Source organism: Aeromonas sp. TS_SC_11 (genome assembly GCF_057318915.1).
Window position 1 is genome coordinate 4,549,965 of sequence record NZ_CM170470.1, and the last position, 23,387, is coordinate 4,573,351.

Genomic DNA, 23,387 nt, shown 5'->3' on the forward strand with positions numbered 1-23,387 from the left:
TATCAGGCAGCCGGTTTATCCTCGGCTTTCACCGCCAACTCGGCTGCCAGCGCTTCGTCCACCAGCAGATCCCTCGCCCCTGTCATGCCCGCCCGTTTGGCCAGCAGATGATAGATGGCAGGCACCATCAGCAGGGTCACCAGGGTCGCCAGCGACAGGCCGAAGAACACTACTGTCCCCACCGCCATCCGGCTCTCGTAACCCGCGCCCATGGAGAGCATCAGCGGCACCGCACCAATAATGGCGGTCAGCGACGTCATCAGAATGGGCCGCAGGCGGCGCACCGAGCCGGCAATGATGGCCTCATCGAACGCTTCCCCACGCTGGCGAAGCTGATTGATGAACTCCACGATCAAGATGCCGTTCTTGGTCACCATGCCGATCAGCATGATCATCCCGATCTGGCTGTAGATGCTCAGCTCCTGTCCCGTCAGCCAGAGGCCGAGCAGGCCACCGAAGATGCCAAGGGGAACCGTCACCATGACCACAGCCGGGGTCAGCATGCTCTCGAACTGGGCCACCAGCACCAGATAGACCACCAGCAGGGCCAGACCGAACACCATTACCATCTCGCCCTGGTTGTCGCGATAATCCTTGGACTCACCGGCATAATCCACCGTCATGCCGCTCGGCAGATTGGCATTGGCCCAGCCATCGAGGAAGTCCAGCGCCTCGCCCAGGGTGCGATCCGGCGCCAGATCGGCGGTGAGGGTCACCGCCTTCTGCCGCTGGTAGTGGTTGAGCCGCTGCGGGCTTGCCACCTGTTTGACGGTGGCCAGGGTGGAGAGACTCACCATCTCGCCACTGGCAGCCTTGAGATAGATACGGCTGAGATCGGACACGCCGTTGAAGTCGTGCTGATTGGCGCGCAGATAGACGTCGTACTCCTCGCCCCTGTCCACATAGGTGGTCTGGCTCACGCCGCCGAGCAGGGCCTGCAGCGAGCTGGCCACAGTCGACACCGGAATGCCGAGCTGGCTGGCCCTGTCCCGCTCTATGGTCACTTGCAGCTCGGGGGTCTTCTCGGCGTAGTCGAGATCCGGCATCGACATCAGGCCGCTCTGGGCCGCCGCCTCTTTCAAAGCCAGCCCTTGCTGGTAGAGCTCGGCATAGTCGGAGCCCTGCAGCACGAACTGGACGGCAGCGGTGGAACCGCCCCGAAAGCCAGGCTGGAAGGTGCGGATCATCACATCCGGGATCCCCGCCAGTCGTCCACTCAGGGACTGGGCAAACTGGGTGGCGGTTTCGTCCCGCTCGGTCCAGTCGGTGAGCTGAATGATCGCCATCCCGGTCTGATCGCCGCCACGGCCAAAGGCCGGGGTGCTGAAGCTCATGGCCTGCACCACTCCCTTGCCCAGCAGCGGCATGATGGCGGCCTCCACCTGCTGCATGTTGCGCTTCATCCGCTCTATGCTGGTGCCCTCGGCCCCCTTCACGAACACATAGAGCACGCCCCTGTCTTCGGTAGGGGTCAGGCTGGTGGGCAGCTGACCAAACAGGGCGCCGATGCCGCCAAGGCAGAGCAAGAGCACCAGCGGCGTCCAGGCTGAACGACGCAGCACCCAGCCAAGCAGGCGTCGGTAGTGTTTCTCCACCCAGCCGAGGCCGCGATCGAGCGCCGCCGTCAGCACATTGGGTTTGTCGACGGAGCGCATCAGCCAGGAGCCCATGGCTGGCGTCAGGGTCAGTGCCACCAGGGAGGAGAAGAGCACGGCCAGGGAGAGCAGGATGGCGAACTCGGTGAAGAGCCGCCCCACCATGCCATCCATGAAGGCGATTGGCACAAACACCATCACCAGCACGGCCGTGGTCGCCACCACGGCAAAGCCCACCTCGCGGGTACCGTGCCAGGCCGCCATCAGCGGTGGCTCACCCCGTTGCAGGTGGTGGTGAATGTTCTCCACCACCACTATGGCGTCATCCACCACCAGACCGATGGCGAGGATCAGTGCCAGCAGGGTAATGAGGTTGATGGAAAAACCGAGATACCAGGCACCGATAAAGGCGGAGATCAGCGACACAGGGACAGTAATGGCCGGGATCAGTGTGGTACGCCCCTGCCCCAGGAACAGATAGAGCACGGCCACCACCAGCACGGCGCTGATGGCCAGCGTCTCGTACACCTCGTCGATGGCCTGCTTGATGAAGATGGTGGAGTCATAGTCGACCTCGAGCTTGGCCCCTTCCGGCAGGAAGCGCTGCATCTCGGTTATCTTCTGCTCGATGCCCTGGGCCACCGCCAGCGGGTTGGCGGTGGACTGGGCGACAATACCGATCCCCAGGCTCTCGCGACCGTTGCGCTGGTAGGCACTGTCTTCATTCTTGGCCCCCACCTCCACATCGGCGATATCCGCCAGATAGATGCTCTGGCCGTTGTCGGCACTGCGCACCTGCAAGGCCTGGAAATCGGCGGCAGTGTGGTAGAGGCGGGCAATCTGCACCGCCATCGTCATGCTGTTGTTGCGGATTTCCCCCCCGGGCAGCTCGATATTCTCCCGCTTGAGGGCGTCCTGCACGTCCGCCACCGTGATGCCACGGGCCGCCATGTCCGCCGGGCGCAGCCGCACGTACATCACCTGGGTCAGATCGCCGGAGAGGGCCACTTCGCTCACCCCGTCCACCAGACTCAAGGGATCGACCAGCACGCGGTTGGCGTAGTCGGTCATGGCGGTACGGTCCATCTGGGTACTGCTGAAGTTGAGCCAGACAGCAACATCGCCGTTGCCGTTGTCCTTGGTGACCATGGGTTCATCCACGTCGTCCGGCAGCCTGGGCCGGGCACGGGAGAGGGCATCACGCACATCCGAGGTGCCCTCCACCATGTTCCAGCCGAGCTTGAACTCTACCGTGATGACGGAGCGCCCCTTGCGGGTCACCGAGTTGATGTTCTTGATGCCGCTGATACCGGAGAGCTGATCCTCGATGGGCTTGGTGACCTGGCTCTCCATGACGGCGGGGGCCGCCCCCTCGTACATGGTGGTGATGGAGACGGATGGCGTCTGCACATCCGGCATCTCGCGCACCGTCAATTTGCTGAAAGCCACCAGACCGAACACGGTCAAGAGGGCACTCAATACCACAGCCACCAAGGGGCGACGAACAGATATATCGGAGAGCCACATCAGCCTTTGACCTCCGCCAGATCATGCACACTGATGCCGTCACGCAGATTGACCAGCCCCTCTACCACTATGCGATCGCCGACTTTCAAGCCCTCGGTGACCCACACCTCTTCACCATGGGTATCCCCCAGTACCACGACCACCCGCTTGACCCGACCATCGGGCTCGAGGCGATAGACGAAGCGCTGTTCACCGGCGTACTCCACTGACTGGGCGGGGATCAGGGTCATCTTCTGGGGCGGCAGGGAGAGCTCCACATTGAGCAGCATGCCGGGCCGCAGCTGACCGTCAGAATTGGGAATGATGACACGGGCCTTGATGTTCTGGGTATCGTTGGACACCCGGCTGTCGAGGGTCTCCAGCACGCCATGAAACGATTGATCCGGCCAGGCCGAGCTGGTGGCGGTCACCGCCATGCCGGGGCGCAGCAGGGAGAGGTAGCGTTCGGGCACCGCCAAATCGAGCCGCAGCCTAGCAAGCTCATCGAGATGGAGAAGGGTGTCACCACTGTTGACCAGGGCCCCTTCACTCAAGTCGATGAGGCTGACGGAGCCGTCAAACGGTGCTTGCAGGGTACGCAAGGAGAGCTCGTAACGTGCGGCATCCACCCTTGCCTGAACTTGCGCCACTGTGGCCTCCTGCCCTTCCAGCTCGGACTGGGTCACGGCGCCACGCGCCACCAGCCGGCGCATGTCCCGCAGCTTGCGAGCCTCATCGCGCGCACTGGCACTCTGCTCGGCGAGCTCCGCCTGCTGCTTGCCCGCATCCAGCGCAATCAGGGTATCGCCCTGCTTGACCTGCTGACCGGAACGCACCGCTATCTTGACGATACGCCCTGTCACCTCGGGGCTTATCACCACGGAGCGATTGGCGGCCAGCTTGCTCACCAGCTTGATGGAGGGTTCAGCCAGACTCTGCTTGACCGTTTGCGCCCTGATATTGACCTGCTTGGGCTGGGGTTTGCTGACAGCTTCACCGTTACGGTAGTACCAGACACCCAGCATCAGCAGGGAGAGACAGGCGATCGACAGCCACATACGCATTTTCATCAAGCAATCCATGAAATTAGGGAAAAAGGAGGCACTTCATCAATGATGGGCATCATGTTACCCCCTGACTATGCCGTGACTATGTATAAATGTGACAAAACGTAACAGAAGCGGTGGAAGATCACCGAAATCGTCGTCACAGGAGACGTTCTTGATGGTTCTGCCCTAAACTGATGAACCGAACCAGTCCAGATCAGGCCCGGCCGCCTATGCCAGCACCACGCATTCATATCGTCACACGCAGCCAGCACTGGCTACTTGGTACCCTCGTCATACTGCTGCTTGCCCTCACCTTCCATCAGACTCTGAAACAGGTCACCGAACTCAACGAGCGCGATACCCTCAACATGGCCGCCCGTTTGCGATCCCAATTCCAGCAGATGGAAACCGTGCTCGAGGCCATGCGTGGTCAGGCCGAGGAGCGGCTGCGCAGCAATCCGCAGTCGGCCCTGACCCGCCAGCTTTATCAAGCCCTGCGCACAGATCCCGAGCTGGGATTCTCGCTGGACAAGGTTCCCGCCAACCTGCCCGCCGGGCTCAGCGGCAATCTGACCGGGCTGGGCCGACTGCCTGCCCCGGGCAGCGAGCGAGAAGCCAGACTGCATCTGGCGCTCAGTCTGTCCCCCCTGCTCTCCACCGCCAGCAAACTGCTGGGGGACAAGGTTGCCTGGCTCTACTTCACCGGGGTAGATGACTTTATCTATCTCTACCCCTGGATCCCCTCCAGCGAGTTTCGCTTTCATCGCGCCATCTATCTCAAATCTTACTGGCAGGATGCCCTGAAACAGCAAAACCCCAGCCAGCGCGCCATCGTATCGCGCCCCTACGAAGATTTTGCCGGGGAGGGCCAGATGATTTCCCTGTCGCAACCCATAGTGAAGGACCAGGTGCTGGTAGGGGTCATCAGCATAGATGTGCTGCTCGAGCGGCTCGATCGGCTGCTGCATGAGTCCACCCCCGCCATTGGCACGCTGTTTCTGGTCAACCAACACCAGCAGATCCTGGCCAGCAGCGCGCAGGGGGCTGACTTTGTCCCAAAGTTCCAGACTGACAGGCATGGCTACCAGTGGCGGCAAGGAGCCCTCCAACTGGTCCAGGCTATTCCTGATACGCAACTCACCCTGATCCATCGCATCCCGCTGACCGCACTCACCCAGGCCCTGTTCTGGCATTCACTTCCTTCCCTGATCACCATCCTCTTCATGATGTGGGCGGCGCTCTCCAGCCTCAAAGCCCGTCGTCTGAACCGGCAACTCGACTATCTATCCAGTCACGATGCCCTGACTGGCGCCTACAATCGCCACTATTTCGACGAATTCGAGCGTCTTCATCTGCGAGCCAAAGCCCGTAAAGTCGGGGTTGTCATGTTTGATTGCGATCACTTCAAACAGGTCAACGACCGCTTTGGTCACGAAGTTGGCGATCAGGTGCTGATCCGGCTGGTCACTCTCTGCCAGCCTTTGTTGAGGAAAGAAGATGCCCTGATCCGCTGGGGTGGCGAGGAATTTCTGCTGCTCGCCAGAGGGAGCGAGCCCCTCGAACAACTGGCCGAGCGGCTGCGCCTGCAGATAGCAGAACATCCATGGGAGGAGATAGCGCCAGGCCTTGCGGTCACCATCAGTCTGGGCTATCACCATTGCCGTGCCGGAACTCCACTGCAGGAGGCTATCCACCGGGCGGATCTCGCCCTCTATCAAGCCAAAGCCAATGGACGCAATCGAAGCGAAAGCTGGCAGGATGACGGCGCCAAAAACACGGGGTAAGCTGGGAGCCTCACTCACCTCAGGAGAGACAAAGTGTCACGAAAACCCCGCGTGGGATTGGCTCTGGGCAGTGGTGCTGCCAGAGGATGGGCCCATATCGGCATCATACGGGCGCTGGAGCGCCTGGGCGTCAAACCGGATCTGGTGGCGGGTTGCTCCATCGGCAGCTTTGTCGGTGCCGCCTATGCTGCTGGCGAGCTGGACAAGCTGGAGTCCTGGGTGCGCGGCTTCAGCCGGTTGCAAGTGGTCAGCCTGCTCGACCCCGCCCTCTCCGGCGGGCTGTTTCGCGGGGAAAAGGTGTTTGGCATCGCCGCCAATCACCTGGGCGACCCCGTCATCGAGAGCCTGCCCCTTCCCTTCGCCTGCGTTGCCACCGAGCTCGATACCGGCCGCGAGATCTGGCTGAAAGAGGGGCCGCTGCGCCAGTGTGTGCGCGCCTCCTGCGGCATGCCTGGCATACTCACCCCCACCCTGGTCGAGGATCGCTGGCTGGTAGATGGCGCCGTGGTCAACCCCGTGCCCATTTCGCTGGCCCGCGCCATGGGGGCCGAGGTGGTAATCGCCGTCAACCTCAACGCCGACATGCACCAACCCTGGACAGATGAACCGGACGAGCCCGTCACCGGCAACCGCTTCAGTCAGTGGCTGAACCGGGGCGATGGCCCCAATACCCCGGGGATGTGGAGCGTGATGACGGGTTCCATCAACATAATGCAGGAACGCATCACCCGCGCCCGTATGGCGGGGGATCCCCCCGAAATCCAGCTCTGCCCGCGCCTTGGCAGCTTCTCCATCATGGACTTCCACCGGGCCTCCGATGCCATCAACGAAGGGGAAGCCTGTGTCGAACGCAACATGGAGCAACTCAAGGATGAGCTTTCCCGTCTCGGCTTGATTTGACGCCAGGTGCCAACCTGACGAGCCCATAAATAAAAAAGAGCGCCAGCGGCGCTCTTTTGCTTTCTTGCTGCGGCAAGCCATCAGAACAGCCCCAGCCCCTTTAACATCACGATCAGGATCAGCAGCGGTGACACATAACGGATGATGAAAAACAGCGGCTTGAGGATAGCCAGCTCCAGTTCGCCGTCGTTGGTCAATGCCGCCTTCATCCGCTCGAAACCCCATACCCAGCCCACGAACAGGCAGAGGAAGATACCGCCAAGGGGCATCAACACATTGGATGAGACGAAGTCGAACAGATCGAAGAAGGTCTTGCCGGCGATCTGCACCTCTGCCAGTGAGCTGTTGGAGAGCGCGCAGGTTGACCCGACAACCCCCAGTACCAGCAAGTTGAGCAGGGTCGCCTTGGGACGGCTCATGTGAAAACGCTCGGACACCACGGACACAGGGACTTCCAGAATGGAAAGCATGGCGCCGGTGGCCGCAATGGCGGAAAGCACGAAGAACAGCACCATGAACAGGTGACCGAAGGGTATGCTGGCGAACACGGCCGGAATCGTGATGAACAGCAGGGAGGGACCCGCCGTTGGCTCGAAGCCGAACGCAAACACAGCCGGGAAGATAGCGATCCCCGCCAGCATGGAGACGAACAGATCGGCGCACATCACCCGGAAGGTAGTCAGCGGTATGTTCTGATCATCCCGAAAATAGCTGCCATAGGTCATCATGCAGCCCATGCCGATGGAAAGCTTGAAAAACGCCAGCCCCATGGCGGTCAGCACCACACCGGCGGTGATCTTGGAAAAGTCCGGCGAGAACAGAAAATGCAGCCCCTGACTCGCCCCTGGCAGGGTCAGACTGCGAATGCCGATCACCAGCAGCAGGATGAAGAGCACGGGCATCAGCTTCTTGGTAACAGCCTCGATCCCTCTGGAGACCCCCATCAGCAGTATGCCCCCCATCAGCGCCAGCACCAGCCACTGCCAGAGCAGACTCTGTAGCGGATTGGTGATAAGCGCATTGAAGGCTGCGCCCGTGACCGCAGGATCGGTTGACAGTATCTCGCCGCTGATAGCCTTGAAGATATAGGCAAACACCCAGGCCGCGACCTCGGAATAGAAAGACATGATGAGGAAGGCCGCAACCACCCCCATTAGGGCAATCAGCCACCAGGGCTGGCCCCTGGGTGCCAGCTTGCTCAAGGTCGTCACCGCATCGGCTTTGCCCTTGCGACCCAGCATGATCTCGGAAATCATCACCGGCAGACCCACCAGCAGGGTGGCAATGACATACACCAGCAGGAAGCTGGCGCCGCCGTTTTCACCGGTCAGGTAGGGAAATTTCCAGATATTGCCTAGCCCGACGGCAGAGCCCAAAGTAGCGGCAAGGACACCGAATTTGCTGGTAAAGCCATCTCTGGCCTTGGGAAGGATTTGACTCATGCTTGTCTCACTGTGCGCATCATGCAAGGGATATCCCTAATTCTAGGGTCAGAATTTTCTGAGGATTAATCCGGCTTGCCAAGATATTTTCGTTAAAATCCCGGACGAGAGCACAATTAGCCAAATTTAATTAATTGATGTCATTATTTGATGGATAAAAAAATGCCGCCTCAATGGCGGCATTTTTGTCAAAGCCCAATTAAATCAAGCCTTGGCAATATCGTCCGGACCGATCTGGCCGATTTCGGCGACTTTTTTGTCAGCCAGCAGCCAGAGGGTGAACTTGTGCAGTTCCGGGTGATGAGCCAGTGCCACCAGGAAGGCGCCACCTACTTCACGATAACCCAGTTCATAGTTCTTCAGGGTGGTGGGGGGAACGCCCAGCAGATCGGCAAATTTAGGACGGCTCAAACCGACCGCTTCACGGATCTGACGGATCTTCTTGCCAACAGTTACGATATTTGAATTCATATTGTTCCATACTCCGTACGGCGGATTGACTCCACCTTTATTTTTCGCGACGACTCGTAGTCAAGTGTATCAGTTTTGAACGGACTCGTTATGGTCGAGCCTCTATCTTTAATCAGCGTCTTTCGACGACAACCCTTGTAAACCTCGGGGATGGTAATCGCTCAACCGCCTCAGGTAAACAGTCTCGAAAAGAAACCTTTATTGTTGCCGCCAGAATAACTCGTATAATCCGCCAGCTATCCCTAAAGAGTAAGAACTCATGGCGCTTCCCGGCATAATCTCCTGTTTACACCCAGTTTCAGATCCCGAAGCTCTCACCCGCCAGCTGATGCAAGGCCAGCAGACACGCGCCGAAGCATTCTGGTTACCCGCCAGCATGCATGAACAGGCGGCAGCGGTTTTGACTGCGCTCGATGACAAATGCAGTTTGTTTCTTGAACAGCCCGTTGCGGACCTCCCCCTGCGCAGTCACGATGGCATGGTGCAAGAAGCGCACACTCTGCTGCTTGGCAACGGCAACCGCATCGCCCTTGCCAAGGTGCCGGGAGATGGAGGCTTGGTACCCGCCTCCGGGCTCGCCGAAATGGGGCAATGGCTGGAGTCGGGTCACCTGCACTTTCGCTGTTCAGCCGCAGTGCAGCCCGTAGCACGGGCCATCCTCAACATCTGGCCACTCGACCCCTATCTGGCTCGTCATTTCCTGCTCAGTTTTACCCCTTTACTGTGCAAAGCAACCGAAGCCGACTATCTGGCGGTGTTCCAGGCACGCGAATGTCCCGCCATGGCGCAATCTGACTGGGTTCAGGCCTATATGAAACTAGAAAAGAAACTGCACAGAGCCTATTTGGATCACTAATTAATTTGGATAAACAGCCAGTTATCCACACGACACAATTTGCCATATGGACTATGTGTGAGCTTGATCATGTTTTGAAATCGGCATAGAGTGCGCCACGTCATCGGAATGACATTGGCTGTTCGTGAAGGGTTGATTGCATCGCATGCGATGCCAACCGCTCGCTTGTGCACCAGGAATGAGTGCCTCTCGGATGGAACCGGGATCCCTGCCAGCTTCAACACTGTTGTTCGGCAGAGCCTGCAGCTTACATAAATTAAAAAGTGCGAAGCACGTAACCAACGTGCCATCTCAACGAGGATTTTTTTATGATGAAAATGGCTCCTTCCCTGATCGCCATCGCTATGGCCGCCATGGGTGCAACTGCAGCTCACGCCGCTGACGATATCTACTTCGGTGCCGGTGCCGGTGCTGCTCACTTCAACGGTCTGAACAAGATCGAAGGCGTGAAAAATGGTGAAGAAAACGCTGCGGCGGCCAACGCCTTCGTAGGTTACAACTTCAACGAGAACTTCGGTTCCGAACTGGGCTACCTGTACACTGGCCGTGGTAACACCGATGGCAACCGTTACGAGAACCAGGGCGCTACCTTGTCCGGTATCGCTCGTCTGCCGCTGGGCGGCGACTTCTCTGCCTTCGCTGAAGGCGGCGCCTACTGGGCTCACACCGATGGCATGGGCACCAGCGATACCAAAGTATCCCCGCTGGCCGGCCTGGGCGTGACCTACCAGGTAAACGACGCGCTGGATCTGCAAGCTCGCTACCGCTACATGTGGGACGTGGCTGATCTGCACGCCGACAACGTACGCTACAAGTCCAACCAGAGCGTTGCGACCCTGGAAGCCGTATACCACCCGTTCCGCTCTTCCTACGTAGCCCCGGCTCCTGCCCCGGTTGTTGTTGAAGAAGCGCCGGCTCCGGCTCCGATTGTTGAGAAGAACTTTGCCCTGAACTCCGACGTGCTGTTTGCCTTTGGCAAAGACAGCCTGAAGGCCGAAGGCGTCGAAGCGCTCAACTCCCTGTACCAGCAGATCGTTGACTTCCAGCCGAAAGACGGCAGCGCCGTTGTTGTTGGTTACACCGACCGCATCGGTTCCGACGCTTACAACCAGAAGCTGTCTGAAGCCCGTGCCCGCACCGTTGCCAACTTCCTGGTCAGCAAAGGTATGGCTGCCAGCAAAGTTGCTGTTGAAGGTCGTGGCGAAGCCAACCCGGTTACCGGCAACAAGTGTGATGGCGTGAAAGCCAAAGCTCAGCTGATCTCCTGCCTGGCCCCGGACCGTCGCGTTGAAATCCGCGTATCCGGTGTACAAGTAGTTCAGCAATAATCTGACGCCGTTCAGATAATGCGAAAAGGGGATGCCACGGCATCCCCTTTGTCTATCCACTTCCTGCATCTTGATTAAAAACACAACAAGTCGCGTCACTTTCTGTCAAACCGTTTCCCCCGCCACACTCGCTGCCTATTCATGCAACCCTGCGCCAACGCTGGATATCTGTACAGAAACTTGATCAATACGAGTCAAAGGAATACAGTAACCCGGCTTGTAAGGCATTGGATGAACTATTAAAAGTGCTTCTTGCCCGGTTAGTTGTCCATGAAGCCAAGGCTTCATGAGTATCCAGGAACCATCCATTTTTTACTTCGTACCACCCGTGGTCAGCCACGGAGGTCGCCGCTGAAATGTCACTTGCGACCGGTATAACTGAAGAGTGCGCAGTACGCCCTAGCACGGCAAACTCAACGAGGATAAAACGATGAAAATGAAAATGGCACCCGCCCTGATTGCTCTGGCCATCGCGGCCATGGGAACTTCTACCGCTCAGGCAGCCGACGATTGGTACACAGGTATCGGTGCAGGTTGGGCTTATGGCCACGACCTGAACGACTTTGGCAAAGACGCCGACAAGGATGCCACAGCGCTCTCCCTGTTTGGTGGTTACAACTTCAATGATTACTACGCTGCCGAGCTGGGTTATCTCTATGCCGGTAAAGCGGGCGTCGACGGTGTCGACTTCAAGACCCAGGGTGCCACCCTGTCCGGCCTTGCCCGTCTGCCCCTGAGCGACATTTTCTCCGTGTTTGCAGAAGGCGGTGCCTACTTCAACCACGTCAATGGCAACGGCAACAGCGACAACGGCACAGCGCCGCTGGCGGGTGTTGGCCTGACCGCCAAACTCTCCGACCTCATCGACGTACAAGCCCGCTACCGCTACATGTGGAACCTGGGTGATGAGCAGAAGACCTGGGAAACCAACATGAGTGTGGCCACCCTGGAACTGGTGATGCACCCGAATCGCACCTCCTATGTGGCGCCTGTCGCTGCGCCAGCGCCCGAGCCGGTACCTGAGCCTGTCGTGGTCGACAAGAGCTTCGCCCTGAGCTCGGACGTGCTGTTTGCCTTTGGCAAATCCACTCTGAAGCCGGAAGGGGTTGCTGCGCTGAACACCCTGTATCAGCAAATCGTCGACGTGCAGCCCAAAGATGGCAGCGCCGTGGTCGTCGGTTACACCGACCGCATCGGCTCTGACGCCTACAACCTGAAGCTGTCAGAAGCTCGTGCCCGCACAGTGGCAGACTTCCTGGTCGGCAAGGGTCTGCCAGCTGGCAAGGTTGCCATTGAAGGGCGTGGCGAAGCCAGCCCGGTGACCGGCACCCAGTGTGACGGCATCAAGGCCAAGGCTCAGCTGATCGCCTGCCTGGCCCCGGATCGTCGTGTTGAAGTACGCGTCACCGGCATTCAGGAAGTGACTCAGTAACAAGCCCTGGAGACACATGAAGGAGGCCGTCCGGCCTCCTTTTTTATTGTGTTTTTACTGCATTCAGCCGCATCCCGGCGCCAATTCGTGATCCTCTCCCCATCCTTGTCGCCCAACATGGTCAAACACCCTTTATCGCCTATAAATAGTGGTGGTTGTACATAACATAGTGGTGGTTGTACATAACAGGGCAGGAGCCCTACGACACCATGCATCGACGAGGATACGCGATGAACATAAAACTGAAACCTGTTTGGATTGCTTTGGCACTGGTGAGCACGGGGGCGCTGGCGGCACCGGTCAATGACTGGTACGTCGGGGCTGGTGGAGGCTGGGCCATCGCCCACGATCTGGGTGATTTTGGCAAGGATGCGAGCAAGGACGCCACAGCGCTCACCTTGTTTGGCGGCTACAACTTCACCGAAAATCTGGGGGCGGAGCTCGGCTATCTGTCGACCGGTGACTGGGATGTGCAAGGCACCGACTTCAGCAGTCAGGGAGCCACCCTGTCTGTGATAGGCAGGCTGCCACTGGGTGACATCTTCTCTGTGTTTGCCGAGGGCGGCGGTTACCTTTACCACGTCAAATCCATCAACGGTGGTGATGACAACCTGGCTCCGCTGGCGGGCCTTGGGCTGACGGCCAAACTGCACGACTGGGTCGATATCCAGGCGCGCTACCGCTATCTGGTCCGGGTCGGTGATGACTCTGACAACGACAAGGTCGGCAGCGGCACCCAGCGCTGGGTGAGCGACATCAGCACTGCCACGCTGGAGCTGGTGATCCATCCCAACCGCAGCAAGACGGTCGCACCAGCCCCCGCCCCCGTTCTGGTCGCCCCCCCGCCTCCCCCCGCCCCGGAACCTGTGGATCAGACCTTCAACCTGAGCTCGGATGTGCTGTTCGCGTTCGGCAAGGCAGAGTTGAAACCGGAAGGGATGCAGGCACTGGATGCACTCTACCAACAAATAGTGGATGTTCAGCCCAAGGATGGCAGCGCTCTCGTAATGGGTTATACAGACCGCATCGGCTCGGATATCAACAATCTGGCGCTGTCGGAAGCCCGAGCAAGCACTGTGGCCAACTTCCTGATCGGCAAAGGTTTGCCCGCCGACAAGGTGAGCATTCAGGGCAATGGCGAGAGCAATCCGGTCACCGGCAGCCAGTGTGATGCCATCAAGGCCAGAGCGGCCCTCATCGATTGCCTGGGGCCGGATCGCCGGGTCGAAGTCAGGGTGACAGGGGTGCAGGGTACTCCCGAAGCACCGGTGGCAGAAGCCGAGATGTAACAGGCCAGACTCGTCAGCCGTGCACAAAAAAGGGATGCCGAGGCATCCCTTTTGCATTTTCGCTTGTTGCGCGCAGCGAGAGGATCAGAAGGAGGTACGGCGATAGCGCCGGTACTCGGGCCGCCAGAAATTCGCTTCGATGGCCTGATCGATCACCTCATCCGGGGTCTGTACCGCCTTGCCCTGCAGCATGGCGGTCTTGGCTACCATCTTGGCGATGTAGCGGGAGACCTGATGGATGTCTGCCAGATCCGGCAGCAGGGAACCTTCCGCCCCCTTCACCAGCGGCGAGCACTCCGCCAGGGCGCGGCTGGCCGACATCAGCATGGCATCGGTCACGCGGGTGGCACCGGAGGCGATGACGCCAAGGCCTATCCCCGGGAAGATGAAGGAGTTGTTGCACTGGGCGATGACGTAACGCTTGCCCTTGTACTCCACGGGGGCGAACGGGCTGCCGGTGGCGACCAGAGCCTGACCGTCGGTCCAGCGAATGAGATCCGCCGGCGTCGCTTCCACCCGTGAGGTGGGGTTGGAGAGCGGGAATATGATGGGACGGGTGCAGTGCTTGTGCATCGTCTTGACCACCTCTTCGGTGAACAGGCCCGGCTGGCCGGAAACCCCGATCAGGATATCCGGACGACCATGCTCCATCACCTCCAGCAGGGAGATATTGTCCCCCACCGGCCAGTCAGCGATGCGATCCACCGGCTGGGAGAGGCGACGCTGGAAATCGAGCTGGTTGGGGATCTTGTCGGTAATGAGACCAAAACGATCCACCATGAAGACCCGGCCACGGGCCTGGGCATCCGTCAGCCCTTCGGCCTTCATCTGCGCCACTATCTGCTCGGCGATGCCGCAACCTGCGCTGCCCGCACCGAGGAAGGCGACCCGCTTCTCGGAGAGCTTGGCGCCGGAGGCCTTGCAGGCGGCGATCAGGCTGCCGAGCGTCACGGCGGCCGTGCCCTGAATATCGTCGTTGAAGCAGCAGAGCTCGTTCTTGTAGCGGTTGAGCAACGGCATGGCATTGTTCTGGGCGAAATCCTCGAATTGCAGCAGGATATCGGGCCAGCGACGCTTGACCGCCTGGATGAAGGCATCGACGAACTCGGCATACTCTTCCCCCGAGATGCGCGGATTGCGCCAGCCCATGTAGAAGGGGTCGCTGAGCAGCTGCTGGTTGTTGGTACCCACGTCCAGCACCACAGGCAGGCAGTAAGCAGGCGAGATGCCGCCACAGGCGGTGTAGAGCGACAGCTTGCCGATGGGAATGCCCATGCCGCCGATCCCCTGATCACCAAGACCCAGGATCCGCTCGCCATCGGTGACCACTATCACCTTGACGTTCTGCTTGGTGGCGTTTTGCAGCATGTCATCGATCCTGTCCTTGTCCGGATAGGAGATGAAGAGGCCACGGGCGCGGCGGTAGATGTTGGAGAACTCCTCGCACGCCTTGCCCACGGTCGGGGTGTAGATGACGGGCAGCATCTCGGTCAGATGGTTGTGCAACAGACGGTAAAAGAGCGTCTCGTTGGTGTCCTGGATGTTACGCAGATAGATGTGCTTGTCCAAATCATTGCCAAACGCCATGAACTGGCGGTAGGCACGCTCGGCCTGCTCTTCGATGGTCTCGATATTCTGGGGCAGCAGCCCTTCCAGATTGAAGCTGCTGCGCTCCTCGCTGGTGAAGGCGCTGCCCTTGTTGAGCAGCGGTGTCTCCAGCAAGGCGGGACCGGCATAGGGGATGTAGAGGGGGCGTTTCTGATTATTATCTTCAAACATGTTTCTGGTACCTAAACGATGGCCTGGACGAAGGAACCTGCCGATCCTATGAGCTTGCGCCACGAATTTCAAAGAGTTTGCACATTCGTTGCAAAAGGTTTGCGACCCAGGCGGCGAAAGGCACCGGGGGTCTGACCAGTCAGCTGGCGAAAGCGGTTCGCAAAGTTGGCGCCATCGCTGTAACCGACCCGGCTGGCAAGCTCGGCAAGGGGCCAGTTGGTGTAGAGCAGCAACTGGCGCGCCTTGTTCATTCGCAATCGGGTAAGCCAGGCCATGGGCCCCATGCCGAACACCTGCTGGCAGAGGCGATGTAGATGGGGAACAGAGCAGGCCATCTGGCCAGCGAGCAGGGCCACGCTCCAGGGCTCGTCGAGGCGCGCCTCCACCCGGCGAAACAGCGCCTGCAACCTCAGCTCGGGGGTGCCGCGCACCTCCCCTTGCAGAGTGCGTTCCAGCAGCGCCAACAACAGGCTAAGCAACTGGGGTTGCAGGGGTGAACGGACTCCCTCCCCCTGCATCAGACTGAGCAGATGGTAGAGCTGCTCCCCCTCATCCCCTTGCCAGATACGGTGCCCAAGCCGATGCAGGTGCTGCCAGCGTGGCACGTCATCGAGCAAAATCCAGCTGATCTGCCAGCGCTCCCCAATCAGCTTGAGGCCACCGGGCACGGCGGCGGGCAGGAAAATCAGCGACCCGGCCGGAATGGCTTGCTCCCCCGCGTCGGTGAGCAGGGCGCCTCCCTCGTCGTGGCTCACCATCAGGATGTGGAACTCGGGCCGGTTGCGGCGAATGAGGTAGTGATCCCTGAGCCGGGAGAGACCGCTGAGGAAGATCCCCGCCTCACCGAGCAGGGGCAGCCCTTCGCGCCCCAGCATCCGCTCCTCGCAACCGGGGGCAATTTCCAGACACTCGCTGACAAATGCCATAACGCCTCAACAAGATAGTTTTGCACAAGAAAGCCGAGAGATGCTCACAGTGAACCCTCTCTCACCAGCCCCTATCATACCCATGACAAACCTTGCTTTTCACATACTCGGTTAACATAAATGAATTATTGGCAAGCGATTTTAAAACAAACCACCGATCGCGACTTCATGGCCCGACTGTGGCGACTGGCCCTGCCAGTGTCACTGCAGTCCATGATGTTCTCCCTGCTGGGTCTCATCGACATCATGATGGTGAGCCAGCTTGGCACCACGGCAGTGGCGGCGGTCGGCTTGGGTAACCGGGTCTTCTTCTTCAATCTGCTGGTGATAGCGGGGCTCTCGGGGGGAGTCTCTGTATTGGCAGCCCAATATTACGGTCGCGGCGAGCTGGCCGGGGTGCGCCGCTCCCTGGCGCTGGCGCTGGTCGGTGCCCTGCTGGTGAGCCTGCCGTTTGCGCTCATCTATGTACTCGCGCCGGGCAGCGTACTGGGCTTTGCCAGCCAGGACACCGAGCTGCGCCTGCTGGCCGATGAGTTCCTGATGATCACAGGCGCCACCATACTCTGCACCGCCATCGTAGTGCCGCTGGAGGCGGCCCTGCGATCCGTGGGCAACGCCGCCGCCCCGACCCGGATCGGCATCATCGCCATCATTGCCAACGTCATCCTCAACTATGCCCTCATCTTCGGCCATTTTGGCTTCGAGGCCATGGGCGTGGCAGGCTCTGCCTGGGGCACCACGATTTCACGCCTGCTGCAGACAGCACTGCTGATCTTCTATCTGGTGCGCCAGGAGCCCCGCCTGATCCCGCGTAAAACCGACTGGCGGGCCGCCTTTCGGCGCAAGGAGGTGGTGCGCTTCACCCTGATCGCCCTGCCACTGCTGTTCCACGACGGGCTCTGGGCCTTCGGCATGCTGATCTACGGCTTTCTCTATGCCCATCTTGGCACGGATTCGCTCGCCATCATGACCACGCTGGGGACGCTGGAGAGCATCCTCATCTCCCTCTTCTTCGGGCTGGCGGTGGCCTGCTCCACCCTGCTCGGCCACCGGCTCGGGGCGGAAGAGTACGAAGCCGCCTGGCAGCACTCCCAGCTGTTCCTGCTGCTGGCTCCCATAGGCGCTCTGTTGGTGGGGATAGCTGTCTGGCTGCTGCAAACCAATCTGCTGCAATGGGTCGGCAACCTGCCTGGCACCCTGATGGGAGAAGCGAGTCAGGTGCTCGCCGTCATGTGTCTGGGCATGCTGCTCAAGGTGTTCAACATGGTGGGCATCATAGGCGTGCTGCGCTCAGGCGGCGATGTGAACTACAGCATCTTCATCGACATCATCGCCATGTGGTGCATCGGCCTGCCGCTGGCCTGGGTGGCTGTCAGCCTGCTCGGCTGGCCCCTCTCCTGGGTGGTGGCCGTGGTGCTGCTGGAGGAGCTGTGCAAGGTGTTTCTGGTACTGCGCAGGATCCGCCAGCGTCACTGGCTCAGAAATCTGGTGCTGGGGTAAAGCGGGAAGGGGCAAAACACGGGGTCATATCAATGACAGAAAAACCCTGTTTGCAGTATGCTTTCCACCTCTTCAATCAGAGACAGGGCGCCACTGTGTGAAGTGGTGCAATGCCCTGTCCAGTAGTCGTTTAAGGAGACGAGCATGCAACCACAAAAAGAGCTGATCACCGAGACTGCCCTGCTGGAGATGGCCAACGGCATCATCAAGAGCCACGAAGACTTCATCCACGGCATGCGCGCCGATTCGGTGGAACAGAAAGGGGATATTCTGGTGTTCAAGGGGGAATTCTTCCTGGCCGAAGATGGCACTCCAACCGGCAAGACAATGGCGGTGTTCAACATGTTCAAGCTGCTTGCCCAGCAGCTCTCTGGCAAATATCAGCTGAGCTGAGATAACCAGGCTGCCAGCAAGATGCCGCCCTCAGGCGGCATCTGTCTTTGCGGGCGGGTTCAGACAAGGCTCACCCGCCAGCTCCCCGACCACGCAGTTGCGCCCCGCCATCTTGGCCATGTAGAGGCATTCGTCAGCCCGATTGAGCAGATCTTCGACGCTCTCGCCGCGCTGGGCCAGGGTCAGACCGATACTCACCGTTACCTCCAGCAGCTCATCCGAGGTGGGGCTCTTCACCAGTCGCGCCTCTACTGCCACCCGCAGCCGCTCCGCCACCCGCTTCGCCTGGGCCAGCTCGCCGCAACGGGGCAACAGGATGGCAAACTCCTCGCCACCATAGCGGCCCAGCACCATGCCGGGCTCCAGCTGTTCTGCCAGGGTCGCCGCCACCTCTTTCAGCACCGCATCCCCCGCCAGATGGCCAAAGGTGTCATTGATGCGCTTGAACCTGTCCAGATCCAGCAGCATGACGGCGAAGGGGGAGTGCTTGTGATCCATGGTCACCCTGGCCTTGTCGAGCTGCTTCATCAGCAGGCGGCGGTTCATCATGCCGGTCAGTTCGTCCGTGGTGGACTCCCGGTAGAGCTGCAGCAGCATGTTGAGCTGGCCACACTGCACCCAGGCGCTGGCCAGGGCAAACAACCCCAGCAACCAGACCTGATTGAGGGTCTGCATGCTCCACAGCGGCTGCCCCACCAGCAGCCAGTTCCCCACCAGCGTGGTCACCATAATGCCCCCTGTCAGCTGCAAACTGAGGGAGAGCGGAATGGGGAAGATGGCAAACAGGCTGATGAGCAGATAGGGAAAGGCCATGTAGCCCGCTTGCAGCTCCTGATCCGCGCCAAAGCTGTGCAGGCAGATAAGGGCAAACAGCAGCATCACCGTCATCAGATAGCCCAGCGCCCACTTCATGCGCTCGCGCTGGAAATGGATGAGATAGGAGAAGGGAATGAGCGGAGAGAGGGCCAGCAGGCAGAAAATCCGGGCCTGAAGCAGCGCATCAAACTGGGCGGCAGGCAGGGTCAACCAGTCCACCAATGCCCAGGCGGGCAGCCCCACCATCAGTAAACAGGTGAGCAGACGCAGACGCACCGTCATAAAGCCCATGCGGGTCAGGGTAAAATCTTCGGAGTGGGCACGGGCACTCCAGAACTCCGACAGCTTCAGCATCCAGAGCCTCCAAGTCACGAGAGAGGGCTCATTCTACGCCGTGAAAGTACAAAATCCTATGGAACAGACGCCATTTCAGGGCGAGCACCATCACACAAACCGGCGGATCATAAACGCCATGCGCAAACGTTTCAACCCATGGAAAAATAAACCGGTTTCAGCCCGAATTAGCGCTGGTCAGTCTGATTTCAATCACTAAAATAGCGCCCAATTTTCTCCCCCCTCCCCCCACATATTCGAGGTATTTATGGAACAGGCTGCCGCCGCGCGCGCAACCAGAGAGGCACATCCCCCCAGACGTGCCCACAGCGAACTGGTCTATGGCATAGACGATGTCCCGCCCCTGCCCCAGACCCTGTTCGCCGCCCTGCAGCATATGCTCGCCATGTTTGTCGCCATCATCACTCCGCCCCTCATCATCGCCAATGCCCTCGGCCTCCCTGCCGCCGACACCCGTTATATCGTCTCCATGTCGCTGGTCATGTCCGGCATCGCCTCCTTCATCCAGACCCGCCGCTTCGGCCCCATCGGTTCCGGCCTGCTCTCGGTACAGGGCACCAGTTTCAATTTCCTCGGTCCCATCATCGCCTCCGGTCTCGCCCTCAAACAGGCAGCCATGCCCACCGAGGATCTGCTGGGTACCCTGTTCGGCACCATGCTGGTGGCCGCCCTCACCATGGTGGTGATGAGCCGCTTCCTCCATCTGGTCAAGCAGGTGATCACCCCGTTGGTGACCGGCATAGTGGTGCTACTGATCGGCCTGACCCTGATCAAGGTGGGACTCATCAGCATGGGTGGCGGTTACGCCGCGCTCTCTGACGGCAGCTTCGCCAGCCACAGCAACCTCTTTCTCTCCCTGCTGGTGCTGGGTCTCATCGTGCTGCTGCAGCGCAGCCGCAACCCCTGGCTGCGCCTCTCCGCCATCATGATCGCCATGCTGGTGGGCTATGCGGCAGCACTGATGCTGGGCAAGGTCACGGCCCCCACCTTCGACGGTCCCCTGGTGATGGTGCCCATCCCCCTGCACTACGGCCTCGGCTTTGACTGGCAACTGTTTGTGCCGCTGGCCATCATCTTCGTGGTAACGGCGCTTGAAGCCATCGGCGACATGACGGCCACCTCGGACATCTCGGGGGAACCGCTGGAAGGGCCCGTCTACATGGCGCGGATCAAGGGAGGCGTGCTGGCCGACGGCGCCAACTCCATGCTGGCGGCGGTCTTCTCCACCTTCCCCATGTCCACCTTTGCCCAGAACAACGGCGTCATCCAGCTGACCGGGGTGGCCAGTCGCCATGTCGGCCTCTTCATCGCCGCCATGCTTGCCTTGCTCGGCCTGTTCCCGGCGGTCGCCAGTCTGGTGCAGCAGATCCCGGAACCCGTGCTGGGTGGAGCCACCATCGTCATGTTCGGCACCATAGCCGCAGCCGGGGTGCGTATCATCTCCCGTGAGGAGCTGGACAGGCGCGCCCTCATGATACTGGCGGTGTCGCTGGCCATGGGACTGGGTGTGGCACAGGTGCCTGAAGTGCTGCAACATCTGCCGGAGCTGGCCAAAAGCGTGCTCTCCTATGGCGTTGCCACCGGTGGCCTCACCGCCATCATCATGAACCTGCTGCTGCCCAAACGCGGCATCGCTCATCCATGAGTGGCCTCTCGCTGATAACGCTGCACATTGCCTAACCCAGGTAGATGATCCAGGCCCCGCACTGCGGGGCTTTACCTTGCCGGTTCCCGCAGGTAGTGTGCTGGGCAGCCTTTTTCCAAGGATGCCGTCATGCCCTATGCCCTGCTTCCTCCTCACGCTGATGCCCACACTCCCGACCTGATTTTGGCGCAAGAGCAACGCTGGCTGCGCGACTGTGCCCGTGACGGCCAAGCCCGAGCCCACCTCTGGCAGGCCCCCCAATGCCTGATTGTCACCCGCAAGGACACGCGACTCCCCCGCTATCAGGCCGCCTGCGAACAGCTCGCTCGCGAAGGCTGGCCCGTCCATGTGCGCGACAGCGGTGGCACCGCCGTGCCCCACGGTGCAGGCATCCTCAACTTGTCACTGCTGCTGCCCCGCACCACCACGGATCTTGGCCACTACTACCGGCTGCTGGGCGCCCCTCTGTTGACCCTGCTGGCCGACCATGGCCTGAGTGGCGGCTACGACTTCGTGCCCGGTTCCTTTTGCGATGGCCAGTACAATCTGGTGATCGGGGGTCGCAAGATCACCGGCACTGCCCAGCGCTGGCTGGCACCGGGCCAGGATTACAACGGCGCCGTGCTGGCGCAAGCCATGCTGCTGGTGGCAGGAGATGTTGATGAGGGCACCCGGATGGCGAGCCGTTTCTACGAGCTGGCGGGCGGGGAGCTGCGTTTTGCACCCGGCACCTCCACCACCTTGGCGCAGCAGATCGGTTGGCAGGGCAGTCCCGAGGATCTGGTGACGCAGGTTCGGCGGCGACTGCAGGCGCTGCTGACCGGCTTCTAGGCTCCCCCCGAACTCATTGCGATGACACCAACAAAAAAGCCACGACCCGGGTCGTGGCTTTTTCGTTTTCGCGTAGTGCAGAGGCTGGGTCAGGCGGTCTGCGGCTCGGGCTCGGACTCCGTGTCGCGATCCCGGCTGAAGTAGGCGCGAGTTTCGGCGATCACCACATGACGCAGGCCGATGAGACCGATGAGGTTGGGCACCGCCATCAGGCCGTTGACGATATCGGCCAAGAGCCAAATCATGTCCAGATGGAGGAAGGCGCCGCTCGCCACCAGCACCAGATAGATGAGGCGGTAGGGCTTGATCGCCTTGACCCCGAACAGGTACTCGGTGCAGCGCTCGCCGTAGTAGTTCCAGCCGAGGATGGTGGTGAAGGCGAAGAACAACAGGCCAATGCTCACCAGATACTGGCCGATATGGGCATCCAAGCCTTGCGCAAAGGCGGCACTGGTCATGGCGGCACCGCTGAGATCGCCGCCCCACACCCCTGTCACCACCAGGGTCAGACCTGTCATGGTGCAGATGATGATGGTGTCGATGAAGGTGCCCGTCATGGAGACCAGCCCCTGCTCCACGCAGGAATCCGTCTTGGCCGCCGCTGCCGCTATGGGGGCCGAGCCCAGACCCGACTCGTTGGAGAAGACTCCCCGCGCCACACCGGACTGGATCGCCAGCATGATGCTGGCGCCGACAAAGCCGCCAGTGGCCGCATGGCCGGTAAAGGCGCTGCTTATCACCAGACCAATCGCCTCGGGCAGGGCACCGGCGTTGTTCACCAGCACACCGGCACAGGCGAGGATATAGAAGATCGCCATGAAGGGCACCACCTTGCTCGACACGCTGGAGATGGACTGGATCCCCCCCAGGGTCACCAGCGCCACTATCAGGGTCAGCACAACGGCGGTCGCTTCACGGGGCACCGAGAAGGAGAGGCTCATGGCGTCGGAGATGGCGTTGACCTGGGGGAAAGTACCGATACCGAAGAAGGCGACACCAATGCCGAACAGGGCAAACAGCTTGGCCAGCGGCTTGGAGCCGAGCCCCTTTTCCAGGTAGTACATGGGGCCACCGGCCATCTGGCCGTTGGCATCCTGCTGGCGATATTTGACTGCCAGCAGACACTCGGCGTACTTGGTCGCCATGCCGAACAGGGCCGCCATCCACATCCAGAACAGGGCCCCCGGGCCGCCGAGCTTGATGGCGGTAGCGACGCCGACTATGTTACCTGTGCCAATGGTGGCGGAGAGTGCGGTACAGAGAGCGCCGAAGCTGGAGACGTCCCCCTGCTTGCCCTGGCCCTGATCGCGACCAAAAACCAGCCGCAAGGCGAGCGGCAAACGCACCACCTGAAGCAGACCCAGACGCAGGGTGAGATAGACACCGGTCCCGACCAGCAGGATCAGCAGGGGCGGACCCCAGATAAAATTATCGATGGCGGTTAACGCCGATTGAATTGATGACATGCATCCTCCTTAAAAAACACAGATT

The 23,387-nt window shown here is 60.2% G+C and carries 18 protein-coding genes; 10 read left to right on the forward strand and 8 right to left on the reverse strand.

The window, feature by feature from the left end; all coding sequences use genetic code 11:
• Nucleotides 1–2: 2 nt before the first annotated feature.
• Both AC1P02_RS20955 and AC1P02_RS20960 read right to left on the reverse strand, forming a co-directional pair.
• A complete protein-coding gene (locus AC1P02_RS20955) occupies nt 3–3,122 on the reverse strand; it encodes an efflux RND transporter permease subunit (protein ID WP_059167874.1) in 3,120 nt (1,039 codons plus the stop codon).
• Nucleotides 3,122–4,171 (reverse strand): efflux RND transporter periplasmic adaptor subunit, encoded by a 1,050-nt coding sequence (locus AC1P02_RS20960; protein WP_485183262.1) that lies wholly within the window; start codon nt 4,169–4,171, stop codon nt 3,122–3,124. Before AC1P02_RS20960 ends, AC1P02_RS20955 begins: the two co-directional genes overlap by 1 nt.
• Nucleotides 4,172–4,380: 209 nt before the next feature.
• Between AC1P02_RS20960 and AC1P02_RS20965 the strand changes: the two genes are divergently transcribed.
• Nucleotides 4,381–5,934 (forward strand): sensor domain-containing diguanylate cyclase, encoded by a 1,554-nt coding sequence (locus AC1P02_RS20965; protein WP_485183264.1) that lies wholly within the window; start codon nt 4,381–4,383, stop codon nt 5,932–5,934.
• A gap of 33 nt (nt 5,935–5,967) precedes the next feature.
• Complete coding sequence (rssA, locus tag AC1P02_RS20970) at nt 5,968–6,834, forward strand: patatin-like phospholipase RssA (protein WP_011898481.1); 867 nt, start codon at nt 5,968–5,970, stop codon at nt 6,832–6,834.
• 80 nt (nt 6,835–6,914) lie between these two features.
• Here rssA and AC1P02_RS20975 read toward each other — a convergent pair whose 3' ends face one another.
• Nucleotides 6,915–8,276, reverse strand: a complete 1,362-nt coding sequence (locus AC1P02_RS20975; RefSeq protein ID WP_485183266.1) for a sodium-dependent transporter — start codon at nt 8,274–8,276, stop codon at nt 6,915–6,917.
• Between the two features lie 204 nt (nt 8,277–8,480).
• Nucleotides 8,481–8,747 carry a helix-turn-helix domain-containing protein gene (locus AC1P02_RS20980; protein WP_005298604.1) on the reverse strand — a complete coding sequence of 89 codons (267 nt, stop codon included), beginning with the start codon at nt 8,745–8,747 and terminating at the stop codon, nt 8,481–8,483.
• Nucleotides 8,748–9,006: 259 nt separating this feature from the next.
• Between AC1P02_RS20980 and AC1P02_RS20985 the strand changes: the two genes are divergently transcribed.
• The 4 genes from AC1P02_RS20985 (at nt 9,007) to AC1P02_RS21000 (ending at nt 13,652) form a co-directional block, all read left to right on the forward strand.
• On the forward strand, nt 9,007–9,603 hold the full coding sequence (locus AC1P02_RS20985; protein ID WP_265468175.1) for a hypothetical protein: 597 nt from the start codon (nt 9,007–9,009) through the stop codon (nt 9,601–9,603).
• 308 nt (nt 9,604–9,911) lie between these two features.
• Nucleotides 9,912–10,931, forward strand: a complete 1,020-nt coding sequence (gene ompAI, locus AC1P02_RS20990) for a porin OmpAI (protein ID WP_005316809.1) — start codon at nt 9,912–9,914, stop codon at nt 10,929–10,931.
• A gap of 430 nt (nt 10,932–11,361) precedes the next feature.
• A complete protein-coding gene (ompAII, locus tag AC1P02_RS20995; RefSeq protein WP_059167878.1) occupies nt 11,362–12,363 on the forward strand; it encodes a porin OmpAII in 1,002 nt (333 codons plus the stop codon).
• A gap of 230 nt (nt 12,364–12,593) precedes the next feature.
• Nucleotides 12,594–13,652, forward strand: coding sequence for an OmpA family protein (locus AC1P02_RS21000; protein WP_485183271.1), 1,059 nt, complete (start codon nt 12,594–12,596; stop codon nt 13,650–13,652).
• A gap of 84 nt (nt 13,653–13,736) precedes the next feature.
• On the opposite strand, the gene AC1P02_RS21005 is transcribed toward AC1P02_RS21000, so the two are convergent.
• Together AC1P02_RS21005 and AC1P02_RS21010 are read right to left on the reverse strand one after the other, a co-directional pair.
• The gene (locus tag AC1P02_RS21005; RefSeq protein WP_058393415.1) at nt 13,737–15,431 is read right to left on the reverse strand and encodes an NAD-dependent malic enzyme; all 1,695 of its coding nucleotides are present in this window, start codon (nt 15,429–15,431) and stop codon (nt 13,737–13,739) included.
• 68 nt (nt 15,432–15,499) lie between these two features.
• The gene (locus tag AC1P02_RS21010; RefSeq protein ID WP_059167880.1) at nt 15,500–16,357 is read right to left on the reverse strand and encodes a helix-turn-helix transcriptional regulator; all 858 of its coding nucleotides are present in this window, start codon (nt 16,355–16,357) and stop codon (nt 15,500–15,502) included.
• A gap of 120 nt (nt 16,358–16,477) precedes the next feature.
• Between AC1P02_RS21010 and AC1P02_RS21015 the strand changes: the two genes are divergently transcribed.
• Both AC1P02_RS21015 and AC1P02_RS21020 read left to right on the forward strand, forming a co-directional pair.
• Complete coding sequence (locus AC1P02_RS21015) at nt 16,478–17,857, forward strand: MATE family efflux transporter (protein ID WP_408138565.1); 1,380 nt, start codon at nt 16,478–16,480, stop codon at nt 17,855–17,857.
• A 144-nt stretch (nt 17,858–18,001) separates the two neighbouring features.
• Nucleotides 18,002–18,250 (forward strand): YciN family protein, encoded by a 249-nt coding sequence (locus tag AC1P02_RS21020; protein ID WP_005316818.1) that lies wholly within the window; start codon nt 18,002–18,004, stop codon nt 18,248–18,250.
• 30 nt (nt 18,251–18,280) lie between these two features.
• On the opposite strand, the gene AC1P02_RS21025 is transcribed toward AC1P02_RS21020, so the two are convergent.
• Nucleotides 18,281–19,420 (reverse strand): GGDEF domain-containing protein, encoded by a 1,140-nt coding sequence (locus tag AC1P02_RS21025; protein ID WP_485183274.1) that lies wholly within the window; start codon nt 19,418–19,420, stop codon nt 18,281–18,283.
• A 247-nt stretch (nt 19,421–19,667) separates the two neighbouring features.
• Here AC1P02_RS21025 and AC1P02_RS21030 point away from each other — a divergent pair, with 247 nt between their 5' ends.
• Both AC1P02_RS21030 and AC1P02_RS21035 read left to right on the forward strand, forming a co-directional pair.
• A complete protein-coding gene (locus AC1P02_RS21030; protein ID WP_059167883.1) occupies nt 19,668–21,065 on the forward strand; it encodes a nucleobase:cation symporter-2 family protein in 1,398 nt (465 codons plus the stop codon).
• Between the two features lie 129 nt (nt 21,066–21,194).
• Entirely contained in the window at nt 21,195–21,896 is a 702-nt protein-coding gene (locus AC1P02_RS21035) for a lipoyl protein ligase domain-containing protein (RefSeq protein ID WP_485183277.1), read from the forward strand.
• 89 nt (nt 21,897–21,985) lie between these two features.
• On the opposite strand, the gene AC1P02_RS21040 is transcribed toward AC1P02_RS21035, so the two are convergent.
• Complete coding sequence (locus AC1P02_RS21040; protein WP_005316826.1) at nt 21,986–23,362, reverse strand: alanine/glycine:cation symporter family protein; 1,377 nt, start codon at nt 23,360–23,362, stop codon at nt 21,986–21,988.
• Nucleotides 23,363–23,387: the final 25 nt, after the last annotated feature.

What these genes read in the sequence shown, in the direction of transcription:
- AC1P02_RS20955 (WP_059167874.1), bottom strand. Translation starts at nt 3,122, where the DNA reads ATGTGGCTCTCCGATATATCTGTTCGTCGCCCCTTGGTGGCTGTGGTA.
- AC1P02_RS20960 (WP_485183262.1), bottom strand. Translation starts at nt 4,171, where the DNA reads ATGAAAATGCGTATGTGGCTGTCGATCGCCTGTCTCTCCCTGCTGATG.
- AC1P02_RS20965 (WP_485183264.1), top strand. Translation starts at nt 4,381, where the DNA reads ATGCCAGCACCACGCATTCATATCGTCACACGCAGCCAGCACTGGCTA.
- AC1P02_RS20975 (WP_485183266.1), bottom strand. Translation starts at nt 8,276, where the DNA reads ATGAGTCAAATCCTTCCCAAGGCCAGAGATGGCTTTACCAGCAAATTC.
- AC1P02_RS20980 (WP_005298604.1), bottom strand. Translation starts at nt 8,747, where the DNA reads ATGAATTCAAATATCGTAACTGTTGGCAAGAAGATCCGTCAGATCCGT.
- AC1P02_RS20985 (WP_265468175.1), top strand. Translation starts at nt 9,007, where the DNA reads ATGGCGCTTCCCGGCATAATCTCCTGTTTACACCCAGTTTCAGATCCC.
- ompAI (WP_005316809.1), top strand. Translation starts at nt 9,912, where the DNA reads ATGATGAAAATGGCTCCTTCCCTGATCGCCATCGCTATGGCCGCCATG.
- ompAII (WP_059167878.1), top strand. Translation starts at nt 11,362, where the DNA reads ATGAAAATGAAAATGGCACCCGCCCTGATTGCTCTGGCCATCGCGGCC.
- AC1P02_RS21000 (WP_485183271.1), top strand. Translation starts at nt 12,594, where the DNA reads ATGAACATAAAACTGAAACCTGTTTGGATTGCTTTGGCACTGGTGAGC.
- AC1P02_RS21005 (WP_058393415.1), bottom strand. Translation starts at nt 15,431, where the DNA reads ATGTTTGAAGATAATAATCAGAAACGCCCCCTCTACATCCCCTATGCC.
- AC1P02_RS21010 (WP_059167880.1), bottom strand. Translation starts at nt 16,357, where the DNA reads ATGGCATTTGTCAGCGAGTGTCTGGAAATTGCCCCCGGTTGCGAGGAG.
- AC1P02_RS21015 (WP_408138565.1), top strand. Translation starts at nt 16,478, where the DNA reads ATGAATTATTGGCAAGCGATTTTAAAACAAACCACCGATCGCGACTTC.
- AC1P02_RS21020 (WP_005316818.1), top strand. Translation starts at nt 18,002, where the DNA reads ATGCAACCACAAAAAGAGCTGATCACCGAGACTGCCCTGCTGGAGATG.
- AC1P02_RS21025 (WP_485183274.1), bottom strand. Translation starts at nt 19,420, where the DNA reads ATGCTGAAGCTGTCGGAGTTCTGGAGTGCCCGTGCCCACTCCGAAGAT.
- AC1P02_RS21030 (WP_059167883.1), top strand. Translation starts at nt 19,668, where the DNA reads ATGGAACAGGCTGCCGCCGCGCGCGCAACCAGAGAGGCACATCCCCCC.
- AC1P02_RS21035 (WP_485183277.1), top strand. Translation starts at nt 21,195, where the DNA reads ATGCCCTATGCCCTGCTTCCTCCTCACGCTGATGCCCACACTCCCGAC.
- AC1P02_RS21040 (WP_005316826.1), bottom strand. Translation starts at nt 23,362, where the DNA reads ATGTCATCAATTCAATCGGCGTTAACCGCCATCGATAATTTTATCTGG.